An 18,485-nucleotide genomic window follows, 5' to 3' on the forward strand; every position below is an offset into this window, starting at 1 on the left:
TAGTTAGCTATAGAAATAATTGCTATTAAGACAAATCTTACAGACGGAAACCTCGCAGAACCCTAGTATTATTAACAGTTCGGATTTCAACCCCATGATTTATATGCAAGCTTTCCCCTGAGCCTGCATAAACCAAATTGCTGTGTGTAGTCTTTGCCTATCTCTCATGATGGGCTTTTTTTTGCCCTGAATTTGCCACAAATGCCATAAAAAAAGCCGTGGCTCAACACCACGGCTTCGACTCATTCGAAAATAACCGCGCCCGTCAGGATAGTTTCTTTTCACCCAGCGCCAACCAGGTTTGCACCACGGTATCCGGGTTGAGAGACAAACTGTCGATGCCCTCATCCATCAGCCATTGCGCGAAATCCTGATGATCGGATGGCCCCTGACCGCAAATCCCAACGTATTTACCCTGTTTTTTCGCCGCTTTAATCGCCATGGAAAGCAGCATTTTTACCGATTCGTTACGCTCATCGAACAACTCAGAAACCACACCTGAATCACGATCCAGACCGAGCGTCAGCTGCGTCATGTCGTTTGAACCAATCGAGAAGCCGTCGAAATGTTCAAGGAACTGTTCAGCCAGCAACGCATTGGACGGGATTTCGCACATCATGATGACCTTCAGCCCGTTTTCACCACGTTTAAGCCCCTGACGGGCCAGTTCGGCCACCACGGCTTCGGCTTGCGCGACGGTACGAACGAACGGGATCATCACTTCAACGTTAGTGAGATCCATATCATTACGTACCCGTTTCATGGCTTCGCACTCCAGCGCAAAACAGTCGCGGAAATTATCTGATACGTAACGGCCAGCGCCACGGAAGCCCAGCATCGGGTTCTCTTCATGAGGTTCGTACTTTTCTCCGCCCACCAGATTGGCGTACTCATTAGATTTAAAGTCAGACAGTCGTACGATGACGCGTTTCGGCCAGAATGCTGCACCAAGAGTGGCGATCCCCTCCGTCAGGCGCGCCACGTAGTATTCGCGCGGGCTGTCGTAACCCTGAATCAGCTTAGTGATCTCTTCCTGCAATGCCGGTTCCTGTTTATCAAATTCCAGCAATGCTTTTGGATGGACACCAATCATACGGTTGATGATGAACTCAAGGCGGGCCAGACCAACCCCTTCATTTGGCAGACAGGCGAAATCAAACGCACGGTCAGGGTTACCAATGTTCATCATAATTTTCAGCGGCAATTCTGGCAGTTCATTCACTTCTGAACTCTGCACGCTGAAGTCGAGCTCGTCCTCGTACACATAGCCCGTGTCACCTTCCGAGCATGACACGGTGACTTTCTGCCCCTCTTTGAGCTTGTCCGTTGCATCACCGCAGCCCACGACCGCTGGGATCCCCAGTTCACGGGCGATAATCGCTGCGTGACAGGTTCGGCCGCCACGGTTCGTGACGATAGCTGACGCTTTTTTCATGATCGGCTCCCAGTCTGGGTCGGTCATGTCAGTCACTAGAATGTCGCCGGCTTTCACGTGGTGCATTTCACTGATGTCATGAATGATTTTAACCGGGCCAGCACCAATGCGATGGCCGATAGCACGCCCTTCCACCAGCACGTTACTGCTGCCATTGAGCTGGTAGCGTTCCATCACCTGACCGTTAGAGCGAACAGTCTCCGGACGCGCCTGCACGATATACAGCTTCTGATTGTGCCCGTCTTTGGCCCATTCGATGTCCATCGGGCGACCATAATGTTTTTCAATCAGCAGCGCCTGACGCGCCAGCGCTTGAATTTCATCGTCAGTCAGTGAAAAACGCTCGCACAGTTCGGCGGGCACATCTTCAATTTGTACCTGCTCACCGTGCTCCTGGCTGTCGGCATACACCATGCGGATCTTCTTCGAACCCATAGTTCGACGCACAATGGCTGGTTTGTTTTTAGCCAGCGTCGGCTTATGCACATAGAATTCATCAGGGTTAACGGCACCCTGCACGACCATCTCTCCCAGGCCATAAGCGGAGGTGATAAACACCACCTGATCAAAGCCGGATTCGGTATCGATGGTGAACATTACACCGGCGGCAGCTAAGTCAGAGCGCACCATGCGCTGAACACCGGCAGACAACGCCACGCCCCGATGGTCATAGCCCTGATGGACACGATAAGAGATCGCACGGTCATTAAACAAAGACGCATAAACATGCTTAACCGCAGTCAGGACTGCGTCAAACCCCTGCACATTAAGGAAGGTTTCCTGCTGGCCGGCGAATGAGGCATCCGGCATATCTTCGGCCGTCGCGGAAGAGCGGACGGCAAACGACGTGTCTTTTTCACCTTCAGAAAGTTGCTGATAGGCTTCGCGGATGTCTTTTTCCAGCGCTGGCTGGAAAGGGGTTTCAACGATCCACTGACGGATTTGAGCCCCTGCTTTAGTCAACTGGCTGATGTCATCAACATCCACTGTGTCGAGCAAATCATGAATTCGCGTATTCACACCGCTTTGATCGAGGAAATCGTTAAACGCCTGTGACGTTGTAGCAAAGCCATTCGGCACGGACACGCCGAGATCGGACAGATTAGTTATCATTTCCCCCAGCGAGGCATTCTTACCCCCGACCTTGTCAACGTCGTTCATACCTAGCTGGTTGTACCAGATAACATTGCGTAAATCGGGTTCGAGATTGGCCATGAAACAATCCTTTCTTAATTCAGTAGGCTACTTTTTACATTAAGCAGGCTAGTAGTTGAGGTAAGTAATGTGGCTTACCACTGAGTGGGTCAGTTATTTCAGCCTAGCATAATGATCCATAACACTTGGACAGGTGAATCGATCCAGCTATTTAAACTCTTTCTGTTTAAGAAAATTCCAGACCCTTCACGCTTACCTTTAGCACCATGGAACAGTAATTGGTTACAAATCATGAAGACACGCGCCGCACTTTCAACATGCCGATAAGTTATCAGCTTGGCTGAAGTTGTGCTGAAGCAAATCAAAACCGTGCGAGAACTCTCTGAAAAAATAAAATGTCATTTCATTTTTCTCAGCAAAATTGCGCAATATCTCGCAGAGTTTGCGCAATAAAAGTTTTCTGCTTTTTATTTTCCGACAATACGGCTATTACTGTTTATCTGAGCGGGAAGTTAAATGAAAATACTGGCCGGTGAGTGAGCCAGATATTGGGAATTCAGGAGTTTAAAGTGGACAGATGCGTATTTTATATTTCAGACGGTACGGCCATTACGGCAGAAGTATTGGGCCATGCCGTGCTGTCACAATTCCCGGTGAACGCCACTACCTTTTCCCTTCCTTTTGTCGAAAATGAAGGCCGTGCGAAAGCTGTATGTCTGCAAATCAATGAAATTTATGAAAAGACCGGGGCGCGGCCGCTGGTGTTTTATTCAATTATTTCGCGGGAGGTTCGTGACATCATTGTCAGCAGCGAAGGCTTCTGTCAGGACATTGTTCAGGCTTTGGTGGCTCCGTTACAAAATGAGCTGGGCGTTGATCCGACACCGATAGCCAACCGTACACACGGTTTGACGGCCAGCAATATCAGCAAATATGACGCCCGTATTGCGGCCATTGACTACACGCTGGCACATGATGACGGTATCTCATTACGCAATTTGGATCAGGCGCAGGTGATCCTGCTCGGTGTTTCACGCTGCGGCAAAACCCCGACCAGCCTCTATCTCGCATTACAGTTTGGTATCCGTGCAGCCAACTACCCGTTTACGGCCGATGACATGGACAACATCCAGCTGCCTCCCGCCCTGAAACCGCACATGCATAAGTTGTTCGGCTTAACGATCGACCCGGAACGGTTATCCGCCATACGTCAGGAGCGGGTAGAAAACAGTCGCTACGCGTCTATGCGTCAGTGCCGGATGGAGGTGTCAGAGGTCGAGGCGCTTTTCCGTAAAAATCAGATCCGCTATCTCAACAGTACAAACTATTCCGTTGAAGAGATTTCAGCCAAAATCATGGACAGCTTTGGCATGAGCCGCCGCATGTTTTAGCGGCTTTTACTGACCCAGACGGCATAACCTGTCGTCTGAGGTTGAAAACATCCAATTTTGCGTTATTGTGATCGCCATCACTTCCCGGTATTCCTGCCGTAGCGAAGAAAAAAATTTAGAGAACCACATGTCACAGACAGATGAACTGCGTACGACGCGCATCGACAGCCTGATTACACCTCAGGCACTGGCAGAAAAACTGCCGGTTTCCCCGTCGGTTGCACAAAACGTGATGGCATCACGTAAAAGAATTGAAAAAATCATCAGCGGCGAAGATCCGCGTCTTCTCGTGGTGGTTGGTCCCTGCTCCATCCACGATATCGAAGCCGCAATAGATTACGCTGCGAAACTGAACGTTCTGCGCGAACGTTATCACGACCGTCTTGAAATCGTAATGCGCACTTATTTTGAAAAACCGCGCACCGTGGTGGGCTGGAAAGGCTTAATTTCTGACCCCGAGCTTAACGGCTCCTATCGCGTAAATCACGGTATCGAACTGGCCCGTAAAGTTCTGCTGGCAATCAACGAACTAGGTATGCCTACCGCGACTGAATTCCTGGATATGGTGATCGGCCAGTATATTGCTGATTTAATTAGCTGGGGTGCGATTGGCGCGCGGACGACGGAAAGCCAGATCCACCGCGAAATGGCTTCTGCCCTGTCGTGTCCTGTGGGTTTCAAAAATGGTACTGACGGCAATACCCGCATTGCTATCGATGCCATCCGCGCAGCACGCGCCAGCCATATGTTCCTTTCGCCGGATAAAACCGGTCAGATGACCATTTATCGCACGGCGGGTAACCCTTACGGTCACGTGATCATGCGTGGGGGAAAAAAGCCAAACTACCATGCTGATGATTTGCAGGAAGCCTGCCGCAATCTGTCAGAGTTCGATTTGCCGCAGCGACTGGTGGTCGATTTCAGTCATGGTAATTGCCAGAAACAGCATCGTTTGCAGCTGAAAGTGGCAGAAGATATTTGCCAGCAAATCCGCACTGGCTCAACTGCCATCGCCGGGATCATGGCCGAAAGCTTCCTGGAAGAAGGCACCCAACCGATTGTGGCGGGTAAACCACTCACGTATGGCAAATCCATCACTGATCCTTGTCTGAGCTGGGAAGATACAGAGACCTTGCTGGCCATGCTGGCTGAGGCGACTAACAGCCGTTTCTGATCCTATCCCGAATCACATTTCATCTATTTCCAAGGGGCACATCGCGTTGCCCCTTTTTAATGCAATTTTTCTCTTATCACTTTTCTGTCACTTGTTCGCAACTGCTGATTTACCTCACAGTTTTCCCTCCCCCTGCAAGATTTGTGGTTAAACGTCAGATAACTGATGATTTAATATCAGATTTCTCTTGATGTGCTGTGTCAATGATTTGATAATGATTATTACATTGATATTAATTGCCATTAACGTTTGTAACTATGAATGACCAACCTGAACACTTTACGCCACCAGACGTCGGCGATTTATCGCTGAAAAGTCAGGATGGAGAGGCTGCCAGCGGGCTATGTATTTCCAGCACGGATCTGCTGGGCAATGCTGGCGTCGCCACCATTCTTCATCATGGACAACGCTATCAGTTACGTCAGACCAAAGCCGGAAAACTGATACTGACAAAATAACCGGTACACCCTACCTACTTTACCGCCAGCCACCCAGGTCCGAAGATCAAGGCAGCCAGCAAATCTATTGATATGTGAAAACATACGGAGAATTGCCCCATGCTTCACTCCCTTACCACACGGCTGCGTTTTTCATCCCTGAGCCTGGCGATTGCCTGTGCTCTGCCGCTGGTAGCCCAGGCCGACACCACAACACCGGCATCCAGTTCCCCTGAAAAGAATTCCAACGCCCACAAGAGAGCACAGGAAGACACCTTAACGGTGGCCGCGACGGGTAATGCCCGCGACAGTTTTGAAGCACCGATGATGGTAACGGTGATTGACGGCACCAGCGCAGAGAGCCTGACCTCGTCGTCGTCCGCTGACATGCTGCGCCGCGCTCCGGGGCTGAGCGTTGGCGGTACCGGACGCACTAACGGTCAGGACATTTCCCTGCGCGGCTACGATCGCCGTGGCGTGCTGACACTGGTGGATGGCATCCGTCAAGGCACAGATACCGGGCACCTCAACAGCACCTTTATTGATCCCGGCTTGGTCAAACGAATCGAAGTCGTACGTGGCCCCTCTGCCCTGCTGTACGGCAGCGGCGCGCTGGGGGGTGTTATCTCTTATGAAACCGTCGATGCGGCTGATTTGCTGCTGCCCGGTCAGGACATGGGATACCGTGTCTTCGGCACGGGCGCGACAGGCGATCACAGCCTTGGCATGGGTGCCAGCACCTACGGTAAAATCGATAATTTCGACGGCCTGCTCTCTTTTGGGACCCGCGACGTGGGCGATATCAAACAGAGTGACAGTTTCAATGCGCCGAACGATGAGACCATCAGCAACGTGCTGGCAAAAGGCACCTGGCAGATGGACCCGGCACAATCAGTCAGCACCAATCTTCGCTATTACGATAACCGTGCAAAAGAACCGAAAAATCCGCAGACGCCGGATGTCTCAAGCGGCAACGTCTGGACTGACCGTTCGACCATTCAGCGCGATGCCCAGCTAAGCTATAACCTTAAACCGCTGGGTCAGGACTGGCTGGATGCCAAAGCCGATGTCTACTATTCCGAAGTGGAAATCAATGCCCGCCCGGATGGCGGCAGTGAGGAAGAGCGAAAGCAGACGACTAAAGGAGCAAAGCTGGAAAACCGCTCGCGCGTGTTTACTGACACCTTTGCTGCGCACCTGCTGACTTACGGCAGTGAAGCCTACAAGCAGGAACAAACGCCGGGCGGTGCCACCACCAGTTTCCCGCAGGCGGACATTAATTTCGGCTCCGGCTGGCTGCAGGATGAGATCACGTTGCGTGACTTGCCGGTCTCGATTCTGGCCGGTACCCGATATGACAATTACCGTGGCAGCAGCGACGGTTACGCCGATGTCGATGCCGATAAGTGGTCTTCCCGCGGCGCGATGAGCATCAACCCGACTGACTGGCTGATGATGTTTGGCTCCTACGCACAGGCATTCCGCGCGCCAACCATGGGCGAGATGTACAACGATTCGGTGCACTTCTCTATCCCGATGGGCAGAACCACCATCACCAATAACTGGGTGCCGAACCCAAATCTGAAACCAGAAACTAATGAGACTCAGGAGTACGGTTTCGGTCTGCGCTTCAATGACCTGATGATGGCGAATGATGATCTGCAATTTAAAGCCAGCTACTTCGATACCAAGGCGAAGGATTACATCACCACCGGCGTCACCATGAACCTCGGATTTGGCCGTAACGGACCTTACTGCATCGATTGCAGCACCTATTCGACCAACATTGACCGGGCAAAACTGTGGGGCTGGGACGCCACCATGAGCTACAAAACCGATTGGTTCTCATGGGATGTGGCCTATAACCGCACCCGGGGTAAAGATGAAGCAACTGGTGACTGGATTGCCAGTATCAATCCGGACACCGTGGTCAGTACGCTTGACGTACCGGTTGCCCGGACAGCGTTCTCCCTGGGTTGGGTCGGCACTTTTGTTGAACGCTCAACGCACGTGACATCTGACTATGCCGATCAGGCGGGTTACGCCATCAACGACTTCTATGTCAGCTATAAAGGTCACGACAGCTGGAAAGGCATGACCACCGCCGTGGTGCTGGGTAATGCCTTCGACAAAGAGTCCTATTCACCGCAAGGCATTCCGCAGGACGGACGCAACGCCAAATTGTTCGTCAGCTATCAGTGGTAACGGGTTAATCCTTCCCTCTTCACCGCCCGGACGAAGTGCCGGGCGTTATCAACAAATACATGCGAGGACAGCGCAATGAGTTCAGTAAGTTACGAAAATTATCTGCAGGTAAAAGAAGCCAACCCTGGAAAGTATGCGCGTGATCTGGCTGAAATTCTCACCATCAGCGAAGCTGAGCTGACGCACCTGCGCGTTTCTCACGATGCCGGGCGTCTGGACGTTGACGCTCGTACATTGCTCACCTCACTGGAAACGGTGGGTGAAACCAAATCCATCACCCGGAATGACTACGCCGTACATGAGCAACTGGGGCGGTATGAGAATCAGCATCTGAACGGCCATGCGGGGCTTATCCTCAATCCGCGTGCGCTGGATCTGCGTTTGTTCCTCCAGCACTGGATGCATATCTTTTGCATGACGGAAAGTCACCCTAAGGGCGATCGCCACAGCATCCAGTTCTTTAACGCAGCAGGCCATGCGGTACACAAAGTGTATACCACCGGTGAAACGGACATGGCCGCCTGGGATGCTCTGGTGGCCCAGTACCGCAGCGAGGAAAATCCGCCGTTACAGATAACTCAGGTCAAAAAGCTGCAAAATGATGCTGTTCAGTCAGAGATGGCAGATATAGATGCCGAATGGCGTGCAATGACGGACGTCCACCAGTTTTTCCAGTTACTGCGCCGCCATAATCTCAGCCGTCAGCAGGCTTTCCGCGCCGTAGGCGACGATCTGGCATACAGCGTGGATAACGCTTCACTGGCGCAAATTCTGGAAGCCGCACGTGATGACAAAAACGAAATTATGATTTTCGTTGGCAACCCGGGTTGCGTGCAGATTTTCACCGGTGAAATCGAGAAAGTCAGACCGCACGGCGAATGGATCAACATCTTCAATTCGCGCTTTACCCTGCACCTGATTGAAGGTGCTATTGCCGAAAGCTGGGTCACGCGCAAACCGACCAAAGACGGGTTTGTCACCAGTCTGGAACTGTTCGCCGCGGACGGCACGCAAATCGCGCAGCTCTACGGCCAGAGGACCGAAGGTCATCCGGAACAACAGCAATGGCGCGAGCAGGTGGCCGCGCTGCGCAACGAGGACATCGCCGCATGAATCGTCAGTTGAGTGCAGTGGTGATCGCGCTGACAGGCATGCTGGCCCCACTGTCGCACGCGGCAGAACGCGTGATCAGCATCGGCGGCGATGTGACGGAAATCGTCTATGCGCTGGGTGCCGGGGATGAGATGGTGGCTCGTGACAGCACCAGCCTGCATCCTGAGAGAGTCAAAAAGTTGCCAGATGTGGGTTACATGCGCCAGCTGAATGCCGAAGGTATTCTGGCCATGAAACCGACGTTAGTGCTGAGCAGCGAACTGGCTGAGCCGTCACTGGTATTACAGCAGGTGGCGCAAAACGGCGTGACCGTGGTGCGGATCCCAGGCAATACCACGCTCGATACGGTCCCGCAAAAAATTGACGTGATCGCCAATGCCCTCAATCGGCAGTCTGAAGGTGAAAAACTGATTGCAATATATCGTCAGCAATTAGCCGCCGTGAAGCATGGGCCGTTACCGGTCAAAATTCTGTTTGTGATGAATCACGGTGGAACTACCGCGCTGGCTGCCGGGCAGAACACGGCCGCGGACGCGATGATAACCTCTGCGGGCGCGCAAAATGCCATGCAGGGATTCACCCGATACCGGCCGTTATCGCAGGAGGGCATTATTGCCAGCGCACCGGATTTGCTGCTGATCACCACCGATGGTGTTCGCACGCTGGGCGGGTTGGATCAGGTTTGGAAATTGCCAGGTCTGGCGCTGACGCCTGCAGGGAAAAACCATCGGGTGCTGGTGCTGGACGATATGTCGCTGCTGGGCTTTGGCCTTGAAACCCCCACCGTGCTGGCCACCCTGCGTCAGGCCGCAGAACAGGTTAAATAATGAGTTCGTTGACCACACTCGCTTATCTGCGTACCAGCACGCCGGTCAGGGTGCTGCTGGGACTCACAGCCATCCTGTTGGTTCTGGCGGTGATTGCAGTGAATTCCGGTGCCATGTCGCTGTCTTTTCGCACACTGATAAGCCGCCCGCTGGATGACGGTATGTGGCAAATCTGGCTCACGATCCGCCTGCCTAGGGTTCTGCTTGCTGTGGTGGTGGGCTGCGCCCTCGCTTGTTCCGGTACGGTGATGCAAGGGCTGTTTCGCAATCCGCTGGCTGACCCCGGATTACTGGGTATCAGCAGCGGCGCGGCGCTGTTTGTCGCGCTGATGATAGTGATGCCGCTCTCCCTGCCGCCGGTAGTCGCCCTGTACGGACATATGTTTGCAGCTTTTGCTGGCAGTCTGGTGATTTCACTCATCGTCTTCACCCTGAGTCGTTTCGGCCACGGCAATCTTTCGCGCCTGTTACTGGCCGGGATTGCCATTAATGCACTGTGCGGTGCGGCGGTGGGTGTGCTGACCTACGTCAGCGATGATCAGCAGCTGCGCCAGTTTTCGTTATGGAGTATGGGCAGTTTAGGTCAGGCACAGTGGTCGACGCTAAGCGTGGCAACAACGCTGATTCTGCCCGCATGCCTTACAACCTTTTTCCTGTCACGCCGCCTGAATTTATTACAACTGGGTGACGAAGATGCCCACTATCTCGGGGTGAATGTTCGCAAGACACAGTTACAGTTATTGCTGCTCAGTGCTCTGCTGGTCGGTGTTGCGGTGGCCGTGACGGGGGTTATCGGGTTTATCGGGCTCGTTATCCCGCATCTTTTACGCTTGCGCGTCGGTGCTGATCACCGCTGGCTGCTGCCGGGTTCTGCCCTCGGCGGGGCCTGTTTATTACTGCTGGCCGATACGCTGGCAAGAACTCTGGTCGCCCCCGCTGAAATGCCCGTGGGTCTGCTGACCAGCCTGCTGGGAGGACCCTATTTTTTATGGCTGATTTTACGTCCGGGAACGCGCCGATGACTCACTCTTCCTCCACGTTGCGGGCGGAAAACCTGTTCCTTTCTGCCGGTCACCGCCGGTTAATCGATGACGTTTCCCTTGAGCTGAAAGGGGGCGAAATGGTCGCGCTGATCGGACCGAATGGGGCGGGAAAGTCGACGTTATTGCGTCTGCTGACGGGGTTTCTGCAACCGGATCAAGGGCGTTGTGAATTGCAGGGTAAAGCGCTTGTTGACTGGCCCCCGCAGGAACTGGCACGTACCCGTGCGGTGATGCGCCAAAGCAGCGAGCTGGCTTTTGGTTTCAGCGTGCGGCAAATCATTACCCTTGGCCGGGCACCTCACGCGAAAACCCATAACGCCGAGGCGCTGCATCAGGTCATGGCGCAAACCGACTGCCTGACACTGGCCGATCGCGACTATCGTCAGCTCTCCGGTGGTGAGCAGCAACGGGTACAGCTGGCTCGCGTATTAAGCCAACTGTGGCAACCGCAGCCCTCGCCCAGCTGGCTGTTTCTCGATGAGCCAACGTCCGCGCTGGACCTTTATCATCAACAGCATACGCTACGTCTGCTACGTCAGCTGACGCGCGAAAACCCGCTGTCAGTGTGTTGTGTTTTGCATGACCTGAATTTGGCTGCACTGTATGCCGACAGGATTGTCTTGCTGCATGAAGGTCGCGTAGTGGCATCAGGTACGCCAGCTGACGTGCTGACAGCAGAGATCCTTGCCCGCTGGTATCAGGCTGACCTCGGAGTAAACTGGCATCCTGAAACGGCGGTGCCGCAGGTTTTCCTGCGGCAGTAGTACAGGTTTTAGCTTGAGCAGGAGACTTCCAGATGTTTTCCCCAGTCCGGAGGTAAAGCAGCCATCGCATCATACTGTGGTGCATCGCTGTAGGGGTCACGCAATGCCTGATGCAGCTGAGTCAATACGCTGATGTCATCCAGCTCTGCTCTCTCAATCGCCTGCTGGGCCAGATAATTGCGCAGAATAATACGCGGATTGGAGAGCTTCATCGCCTGCTGGCGCGTGGCATCATCCTGCCCTTCCCTTTGCAGCCGCTGGCGGTACTGCTGATACCAGCTGTCAAAAGCCCCGCGATCGATAAACTCATCGCGCAGCGGCGATGCGGACTGCTGCTGCTCAACCTCACTGAGCAGGCGGAAGGTGCGGGTGTGATCGCGCCCCTCTTTCGCCATCAGGCTCAGCAAGCCGGTCAGCAGATCATTATCTTGTTTATCTTCAGTAAAGAACCCCAATTTCCCCCGCATTAGTTTGCCATAGGCTGCCATCAGCGCCGGTTCATAGGCGTTTACCGCGCCCTCTAACTGTTCAGCGCTCATTAAGCCAGAGAGCGTCTGCGCCAGACGGTGCAGGTTCCAGTAGGCCACCGCGGGCTGGTTATCAAAACTGTAGCGCCCCTGGTGGTCTGAGTGATTACAGATATAGCCGGGCTGGTAGTCGTCGAGGAAACCATACGGACCGAAGTCGATGGTCAGGCCGAGAATCGACATGTTATCGGTATTCATCACGCCATGAGCAAAACCGACACTTTGCCATTGAGCAATCAGCCTTGCTGTTCGCTCCACCACGTCCTGCAGCCAAAGCGCATAACGCCGGGAAGGGTCACTTTCGCTCTCCAGCAGAGGTGGCCAGTGATGGGCAATCACGTAATCAGCCAGCTGTTTAACCTGCTCAGGCTGCTTGCGGTAGTAAAAGTGTTCAAAATGGCCGAAACGGATATGACTCTCCGCCACGCGTATCAGCATAGCGCCGCGTTCAGGTTGTTCACGAAATACCGGCTCGTCGCTGGTGACGATGCTGAGCGCGCGGGTGGTCGGAATGGATAAATGGTGCAGCGCCTCTGACGCCAGAAACTCGCGCACGACGGAGCGCAACACCGCACGGCCATCGCCCATACGCGAATATGGCGTCAGCCCGGCACCTTTCAGGTGCCAGTCATAGCGGCGACCATCAGGTAGAACCTGCTCACCGAGTAAAATCCCGCGGCCGTCCCCCAATTGGCCCGCCCAAACGCCAAACTGGTGGCCGCTATAAACTTGTGCCAGAGGTTTCATGCCAGGGAAAAAGGCCTCGCCGCACCAGTATTCGCGGTGTGCAGTATCAAACAGGCTGGCGTCTAATCCCAGCGCCTGCGCCAGCGGCTCACTGTGATAGAGCAGCTTTGCGCCTTTTAACGGCGTGGGTTTAAGTGCGGTATAAAAACCGCCGAGCTGGTCGGCATAGTGATGTTCAAACTGTGGCATAAGTCCCCCTTTCTTTCAGTGTAGAACCACGGAGCATCGATTAACACGGAGTAAAAGCAGGGAGATTATATTCAGGTACACAATCTTGGTTGGAAAAGGGGTTGTCGAAATCTTACCCCCAACACTCTTTATGCTGAATCAGGACGGCAAAGGAATGAATCCCCGGCGCTTACACAGGTAAGTGACCGGGGGAATTCAGGAAAGCAACGCATTATTTGCGTAAGGGACAGCGGAGATATTAGTGAAATTGAGGAGGACTTAGCAATAAATGATCCAGCTCGCCGGGCTCCACGCCGGGCCATAGCTGCCCTTTCATACCCTGAACTTCGCTCTTGTTAAGGGCGTCGAAATGCTCCGCGTTGTCCAGACCGTCAATCACGATATTGCGGCAGAAACGGTTAACGTTTCTTATCAATGAAGGCAGAACAATGGTGAAGTTTTCGCCCTCATAGAGTTCCCAAAACAGGCCGCGGTCAAGCTTCACCCAACTGAAAATATGATCGAAGACTGCGGCCATATTGGCATTACCGGATCCAAAACCATCCAGCCATAACGTGAAGTCAGTTTTTAGCGCCATCAACTGTGAATTGCGCTTGCCTTCGGAAAGTTGCGGAAATGACTCACTGAGACTGAGATGAAGAAAAGGCGAGGCCTTAAGGCCATCTCGTATTTCAGCATTCTCAATAATAATTTTTGCCAGTTTGTCTTCGATGGAAATATTGAGTATTACCTGATTCTTCTCAAACCAAAGCGCGTGCTCTCTGGCCCAGGCTGATTGTTCGGTTAGAAAGCGGGTTAATTGCTGGGTGTTTAATAAATTCAAAACCAGTTCAGTCGGCATTATTAGCTTGCTGTCTGTACTGGCAAATCGACAAATTAATTCAACCGCTAATAGTTTCCCTTTACCGGAATATATTGGCTGGCAGAAGTAGCTGCTGCTAAAGGCCGCATCGAATTGTATTTTCATTTTTTTCCAAAACATCAACGGCGCTACATAATGATTAATAACTTTGTTGTATATCAATCAAGTCAGAAAGGTAGCGGGGGTTCGGGGCATCCCCGAAACAGTTCTGTTACTGATACCAAAAAGTGCCGGTCCGGTGTTAAGCATGGTGTTCAGATTTCCTGAAAAGAAGCAAAATCAATGTTTTTAAAATCTCCCCTTGCTGTATCGCTCTCTCTTTACAGCCGCTTACAAGGGGAAAATAAGGCGTTATCACTTAATCTTATCGCTAGCTATCCGTTCGCGCAACTGAGGAAATTGGGGCAGGATCCATTAATTTTGCCACGCGGTGAAGGCCTTTCCCTACCGCTGTCGCAGAAATTCAGGGGGCTATCATTTTACGCAACCCACCAGCCAATGTTGCAGCTCGGTAAGCTCCGCCTGCTGTGCCGGATATTGCGCGATGATACGCCGGCATTTCTCTTCTATTTCCTGCGCCCGATAAAGCGTATCAACCAGTTGCAGCGCCAGATCATTTAAGGGTGCCGGATTGAGGCTGTCGGTAAAAATCTGCGCGCGGCTGATCCGCCCTTTTAAAATATCAAAATGAATATCCACACCGCCCCATACAAAGCGCTCATTCAGTAAATGGCTGAATGCGGGCGCTTTACCGAAATTCCACTCCCAACTGCTCTGTTTAGCGAATTTTTCCGGGAAACCGGGTAAGTCGGGGAAAACGTCAGGAGAAATAACTTCCGGCTCGACCTCTGAGCCATACCAGTCAAAGAAGGCATGGATAATGGCGTCGCAAACTTGCGGATGGTTAATATCGGGAATGAGTTCGCTCAGATTAGCGACGCGTGAACGCACCGAGGTGATCCCTTTGGCCTGCAATTTTTTCGGATCGGGATTCAGATAATCTGCCAGACGGTTGAGGTCGGCATTGAGTAATAAGGTGCCATGATGAAATCCGCGATCCTGCGTTTCTTTATAAGCCGAGCCCGAAATTTTGCGTTCACCATCCGCGGTGCTGGCCACCAGATCGTTACGCCCTGACGCGCTGGCGCTGATACCCAACGATGTCAATGCATTGAGAATTATTGCCGTCGATACACTTTTATCGTATTCCGGCTTGCCTGCCATGAATGTAAAACAGGTATTCCCCAGGTCATGAAACACAGCACCGCCGCCGCTGCTGCGTCTCGCAAGGCGGATACCGTCCTGTTCCATACGGCGGGTATTGCACTCCTTCCACGGATTTTGTGCCTGACCGATCACCACGGTTTCAGCATTGCGCCACAGGAAAAGTACCCGCTGAGTGGTCATCTGACGGAAGATACAATCTTCCACAGCGAGGTTAAACCAAGGATCGTAGGAGTCGGAAAGCAGTACTCTGAGAGGTTTCATCACGTTTCATCCTGAAAGAAGTCTGATGTGATGATAGCAGGTTAAAAGCGGGCTAAATACGCAGTCGCGGCGGGGGAATTAGATTCGCCGCGCCTGCCAGTAGACCTTGCGCCAGTAGACGTTATCAAGTGAAGAGCGGGTTACGCCCTGACTGGTGGACGCATGGATAAACTGATCACCCGTATCGTAAATGCCGACGTGCAGGCCGTTTTCGCCACTGCCGGTTTTGAAAAACACCAGATCCCCCGGAAGCAGTTCATCGCGGGAGACTTTATTACCGATTTTGGTCTGCGCGACCGTCGTGCGCGGCAATATGACACCAAAACGGTCACGGTAAGTACGGAAAACAAAGCCAGAACAGTCAACGCCACTCGGCTGGAGCCCGCCATAGCGATAAGGCGCACCATGCCACTGGCTTAGCTGGTCGTTTAATTGTGCCACCACGGCGATCGAATCGGACAATTTACCACTCGGCGGGGGCGCATGACTGCTACAACCGTTGAGCACCAGCGCAACGAAAATCAGCAGGGAGTAAAATGTTCCGGTCTTCCAACGCATGGCTGTCTTTCCTTCAGGGATGACGGTCACAGTGACACAGTCTGGCCGGAATGTTGCCGGAACACATCACTGCGCGCTAAAATCTGGTTATTTGAGGATAAAAAGAATCTAACGCTATTTTATCCGTCATCCAATCGAAAAAGGCAATTTGTTGGAATTTATCGCTTTCAGTGAGCTTGCTGGCTCGGCTTACTGTGGATAAGCCAGACGCCAAACAGTACCAGCAGTCCGCCGCAGGTTTTCAGCAGATGGACGTCTTCATTGAACCAGGGCAGTGTCACTGCGGCCAGATAGACCAGCGCATAGCTAAGACTGAGCAGCGTATAGGCACGGTGCAGCGGCAATACGCGCAACGTGAAGTACCAGCACACCATCGACAAAACATAGCCGGTGATACCCAAACCCACCGCCATCAGCGCCGTCAGGTGATTGAGAAACCACGTTATCTGTATCTCAGACAGTGAAAGCAGCGGGATTTGTACCATTCCCCACTTCATCAGCAACTGGGCCAGCGTCACTAACAGCAAACTGGCACAGCCCCATGCGTAGCCTTTCATCAATTCGTTGGTCTTCATGCATTAATACTCATCAGCGCTATCCCTAACATGATAAAGCCGACGCCAACCCAGTGGCGCCGGTCAACATGCTCTTTGAATATCCAGCGTGCACTGAGGGTGATCAGAACGAAATTCAGACTGAGCATCGGATAGGCAATGCTGAGCGGCAACTGCTGTAACACACGCAGCCACAGCAGCATGGCAAACCCCAGCAGACCGACGGCCAGCGCCAGCCAGCGCAGAACCCGGGCAACATCGCCCTTACCTATCTGCGCGGCTTGCTTTTGACAAAGCTGTCCCGCACAGGTCAGTACGCTGACCACCAGTACCAGCAAATAACCGGTCATGGCAGCTTGCTGTAGAACAACAGTGCTAAGCGATCCATTTCAACGACCTTATCCGGTGGGGGAAGTTTCGAGTTATCGGTATCGATACTCTCCTGCTTCACAGCCACCGTCACATTGCCCTGCTGACGCGCATTTTGCAGCCATGCCGGGAAGCTCTGCGCATCAATATAACGATGCTGTGCATCCGGATAGCCCAGGCCATATTGCAGTTCGCCTTTTTCATCGTACATCAGGATGTCATTACGCTTGAGCGTCCAGGCGAGCCCGGTGGCGATCCCAACGTTATCCGCCAGCACGTACTTGCTCTCTTTTAACATCGAGATATTGGCATCAATAAATGCCTGCGGTTGTTTGGAGTCGATCACTTTTTGCGGAATAACCTGACCCACCAGCAAAGCCATAACCAGCGGACAGGCCGCCGCCCAATACCAGCGATTGCGCAGTGAGGTCAGACTGAGCGCGCCAGCCAGTGCCCAAACGGCAAAGCACAAGATGGCAATAACGACTTTCGGGAACTCTGCGGCGGTGTAAACGGGCTTGATATGCAGCGGTAGACGCCCTGAAATAACGACCAGCGCGATAACAGCCAGCACACCAAAGACAATGTTGATAATGCCATTGGCCCTGAGCGCTTTCAGCCGACCGGAAATACGTATCTGGTCAAGATAATCGGCCATAAGTAACGCCAGCGGCGCAAAGCACGGCAGGATATACGTCGGCAATTTCCCTTTGGCGATGCTAAAGAAAATCAGCGGCATCACCGCCCAGCTCAGCAGGAAAAAGAGTTCAGGACGCATTACACGTTTGGTCCATCCGCCGATCAGCGCACCCGGCAGTAATCCCATCCACGGCAATGCACCAAGGAACACCACCGGAATGTAGTACCAGAACGGCGCTTTGTGCTGGGCATTCTGTTCAGCGAAGCGCTGGATATGTTCGACCCAGAAGAAGTAGTTCCAGAAGTCCGGCTCGCGGTGTGCAATCGCTAATACCCAGGGCAGGCTGAGCAAAATAGCACTCAGGATCGCCAGTGGTCCCCAGCCAAACAGGGTTTTGAACTTTTTCTCGCGCCAGATAATCGGCAGTACCGCAATCACAGGAACGGCCAGCGCCAGGAAGCCTTTGGTCATAAAGCCCATACCGCAGGCCAGACCCAGCGCTATCCAGCTCAGTGCTTTGTGCCGGGTACAGGTGACCCGCATACAGTAATAACTGGCGACCATTGCCGCCGTCATCCACAGCGTGATCATCGGATCCAGAACGCTGTAGGTTCCGATTGTGAAAACCAGCAGGAAAGAGAGATACATCAGCGCAGCAACACAGGCCGTCTGGCGGTTACGCCACATCAGCATCGCCAGCCAGAACACCATTATCGTACTGAGCAGCGTGCAAAATACTGAACCGAAACGCACGGCAAAGTTAGTGTCACCGAAGATCATCTGGCTGAGGTTATTAAACCAGTAGCCTGCCACCGGTTTTTCGAAATAGCGCAGACCCAGCAGATGCGGCACCACCCAGTCACCCCGTTGCAGCATTTCGCGGCTGATTTCCGCATAGCGGGTTTCATCGGGCTGCCAGAGCAGACGGGTATTGAGCGGAACCAAATAAACCAAGGCAAAGAACAGGAGGAGAACGGTGCTCCACACACCTTTGTACGCTTTCAACA

General features: G+C 52.9%; 16 protein-coding genes. 8 read left to right on the plus strand and 8 right to left on the minus strand.

From position 1 onward, the window contains the following. Nucleotides 1-265 precede the first annotated feature (265 nt). Entirely contained in the window at nucleotides 266-2,650 is a 2,385-nt protein-coding gene (gene ppsA / locus ACZRKO_RS08235) for a phosphoenolpyruvate synthase (protein ID WP_463736721.1), read from the minus strand. Between the two features lie 509 nt (nucleotides 2,651-3,159). Here ppsA and ppsR point away from each other — a divergent pair. The 8 genes from ppsR to ACZRKO_RS08275 all read left to right on the plus strand — a co-directional run bounded on the left by ppsR (nucleotide 3,160) and on the right by ACZRKO_RS08275 (nucleotide 11,544). Continuing rightward, entirely contained in the window at nucleotides 3,160-3,981 is an 822-nt protein-coding gene (ppsR, locus tag ACZRKO_RS08240; protein ID WP_463736722.1) for a posphoenolpyruvate synthetase regulatory kinase/phosphorylase PpsR, read from the plus strand. Between the two features lie 127 nt (nucleotides 3,982-4,108). Further along, nucleotides 4,109-5,155, plus strand: coding sequence for a 3-deoxy-7-phosphoheptulonate synthase (locus ACZRKO_RS08245; RefSeq protein ID WP_463736723.1), 1,047 nt, complete (start codon nucleotides 4,109-4,111; stop codon nucleotides 5,153-5,155). A gap of 257 nt (nucleotides 5,156-5,412) precedes the next feature. After that, a complete protein-coding gene (gene hemP, locus ACZRKO_RS08250) occupies nucleotides 5,413-5,613 on the plus strand; it encodes a hemin uptake protein HemP (RefSeq protein ID WP_463736724.1) in 201 nt (66 codons plus the stop codon). Between the two features lie 99 nt (nucleotides 5,614-5,712). Then, nucleotides 5,713-7,797, plus strand: a complete 2,085-nt coding sequence (locus ACZRKO_RS08255; protein ID WP_463736725.1) for a TonB-dependent hemoglobin/transferrin/lactoferrin family receptor — start codon at nucleotides 5,713-5,715, stop codon at nucleotides 7,795-7,797. 75 nt (nucleotides 7,798-7,872) lie between these two features. Then, the gene (locus ACZRKO_RS08260; protein WP_463736726.1) at nucleotides 7,873-8,910 is read left to right on the plus strand and encodes a hemin-degrading factor; all 1,038 of its coding nucleotides are present in this window, start codon (nucleotides 7,873-7,875) and stop codon (nucleotides 8,908-8,910) included. 38 nt (nucleotides 8,911-8,948) lie between these two features. Beyond that, complete coding sequence (locus ACZRKO_RS08265) at nucleotides 8,949-9,737, plus strand: heme/hemin ABC transporter substrate-binding protein (RefSeq protein ID WP_463737506.1); 789 nt, start codon at nucleotides 8,949-8,951, stop codon at nucleotides 9,735-9,737. Further along, nucleotides 9,737-10,759, plus strand: coding sequence for a FecCD family ABC transporter permease (locus ACZRKO_RS08270; RefSeq protein ID WP_463736727.1), 1,023 nt, complete (start codon nucleotides 9,737-9,739; stop codon nucleotides 10,757-10,759). Before ACZRKO_RS08265 ends, ACZRKO_RS08270 begins: the two co-directional genes overlap by 1 nt. Beyond that, nucleotides 10,756-11,544 (plus strand): heme ABC transporter ATP-binding protein, encoded by a 789-nt coding sequence (locus ACZRKO_RS08275; RefSeq protein ID WP_463736728.1) that lies wholly within the window; start codon nucleotides 10,756-10,758, stop codon nucleotides 11,542-11,544. The genes ACZRKO_RS08270 and ACZRKO_RS08275 overlap by 4 nt, the downstream gene beginning before the upstream one ends. Before the next feature lie 8 nt (nucleotides 11,545-11,552). Here ACZRKO_RS08275 and ACZRKO_RS08280 read toward each other — a convergent pair whose 3' ends face one another. The 7 genes from ACZRKO_RS08280 to arnT form a co-directional block, all read right to left on the minus strand. Continuing rightward, nucleotides 11,553-13,007, minus strand: a complete 1,455-nt coding sequence (locus tag ACZRKO_RS08280) for a protein adenylyltransferase SelO (RefSeq protein ID WP_463736729.1) — start codon at nucleotides 13,005-13,007, stop codon at nucleotides 11,553-11,555. 238 nt (nucleotides 13,008-13,245) lie between these two features. After that, complete coding sequence (locus ACZRKO_RS08285) at nucleotides 13,246-13,989, minus strand: EAL domain-containing protein (RefSeq protein WP_463736730.1); 744 nt, start codon at nucleotides 13,987-13,989, stop codon at nucleotides 13,246-13,248. Nucleotides 13,990-14,343: 354 nt separating this feature from the next. Beyond that, a complete protein-coding gene (locus ACZRKO_RS08290; protein WP_463736731.1) occupies nucleotides 14,344-15,357 on the minus strand; it encodes a lipoate--protein ligase A in 1,014 nt (337 codons plus the stop codon). A 78-nt stretch (nucleotides 15,358-15,435) separates the two neighbouring features. Further along, nucleotides 15,436-15,915 (minus strand): NlpC/P60 family protein, encoded by a 480-nt coding sequence (locus tag ACZRKO_RS08295; RefSeq protein WP_463736732.1) that lies wholly within the window; start codon nucleotides 15,913-15,915, stop codon nucleotides 15,436-15,438. Nucleotides 15,916-16,082: 167 nt separating this feature from the next. Beyond that, on the minus strand, nucleotides 16,083-16,472 hold the full coding sequence (arnF, locus tag ACZRKO_RS08300; protein WP_463737507.1) for a 4-amino-4-deoxy-L-arabinose-phosphoundecaprenol flippase subunit ArnF: 390 nt from the start codon (nucleotides 16,470-16,472) through the stop codon (nucleotides 16,083-16,085). A 14-nt stretch (nucleotides 16,473-16,486) separates the two neighbouring features. After that, nucleotides 16,487-16,819 (minus strand): 4-amino-4-deoxy-L-arabinose-phosphoundecaprenol flippase subunit ArnE, encoded by a 333-nt coding sequence (arnE, locus tag ACZRKO_RS08305; RefSeq protein WP_463736733.1) that lies wholly within the window; start codon nucleotides 16,817-16,819, stop codon nucleotides 16,487-16,489. Further along, a complete protein-coding gene (arnT, locus tag ACZRKO_RS08310; protein ID WP_463737508.1) occupies nucleotides 16,816-18,483 on the minus strand; it encodes a lipid IV(A) 4-amino-4-deoxy-L-arabinosyltransferase in 1,668 nt (555 codons plus the stop codon). Before arnT ends, arnE begins: the two co-directional genes overlap by 4 nt. Nucleotides 18,484-18,485: the final 2 nt, after the last annotated feature.

The sequence above is a fragment of the Ewingella sp. C233 genome (assembly GCF_055407225.1).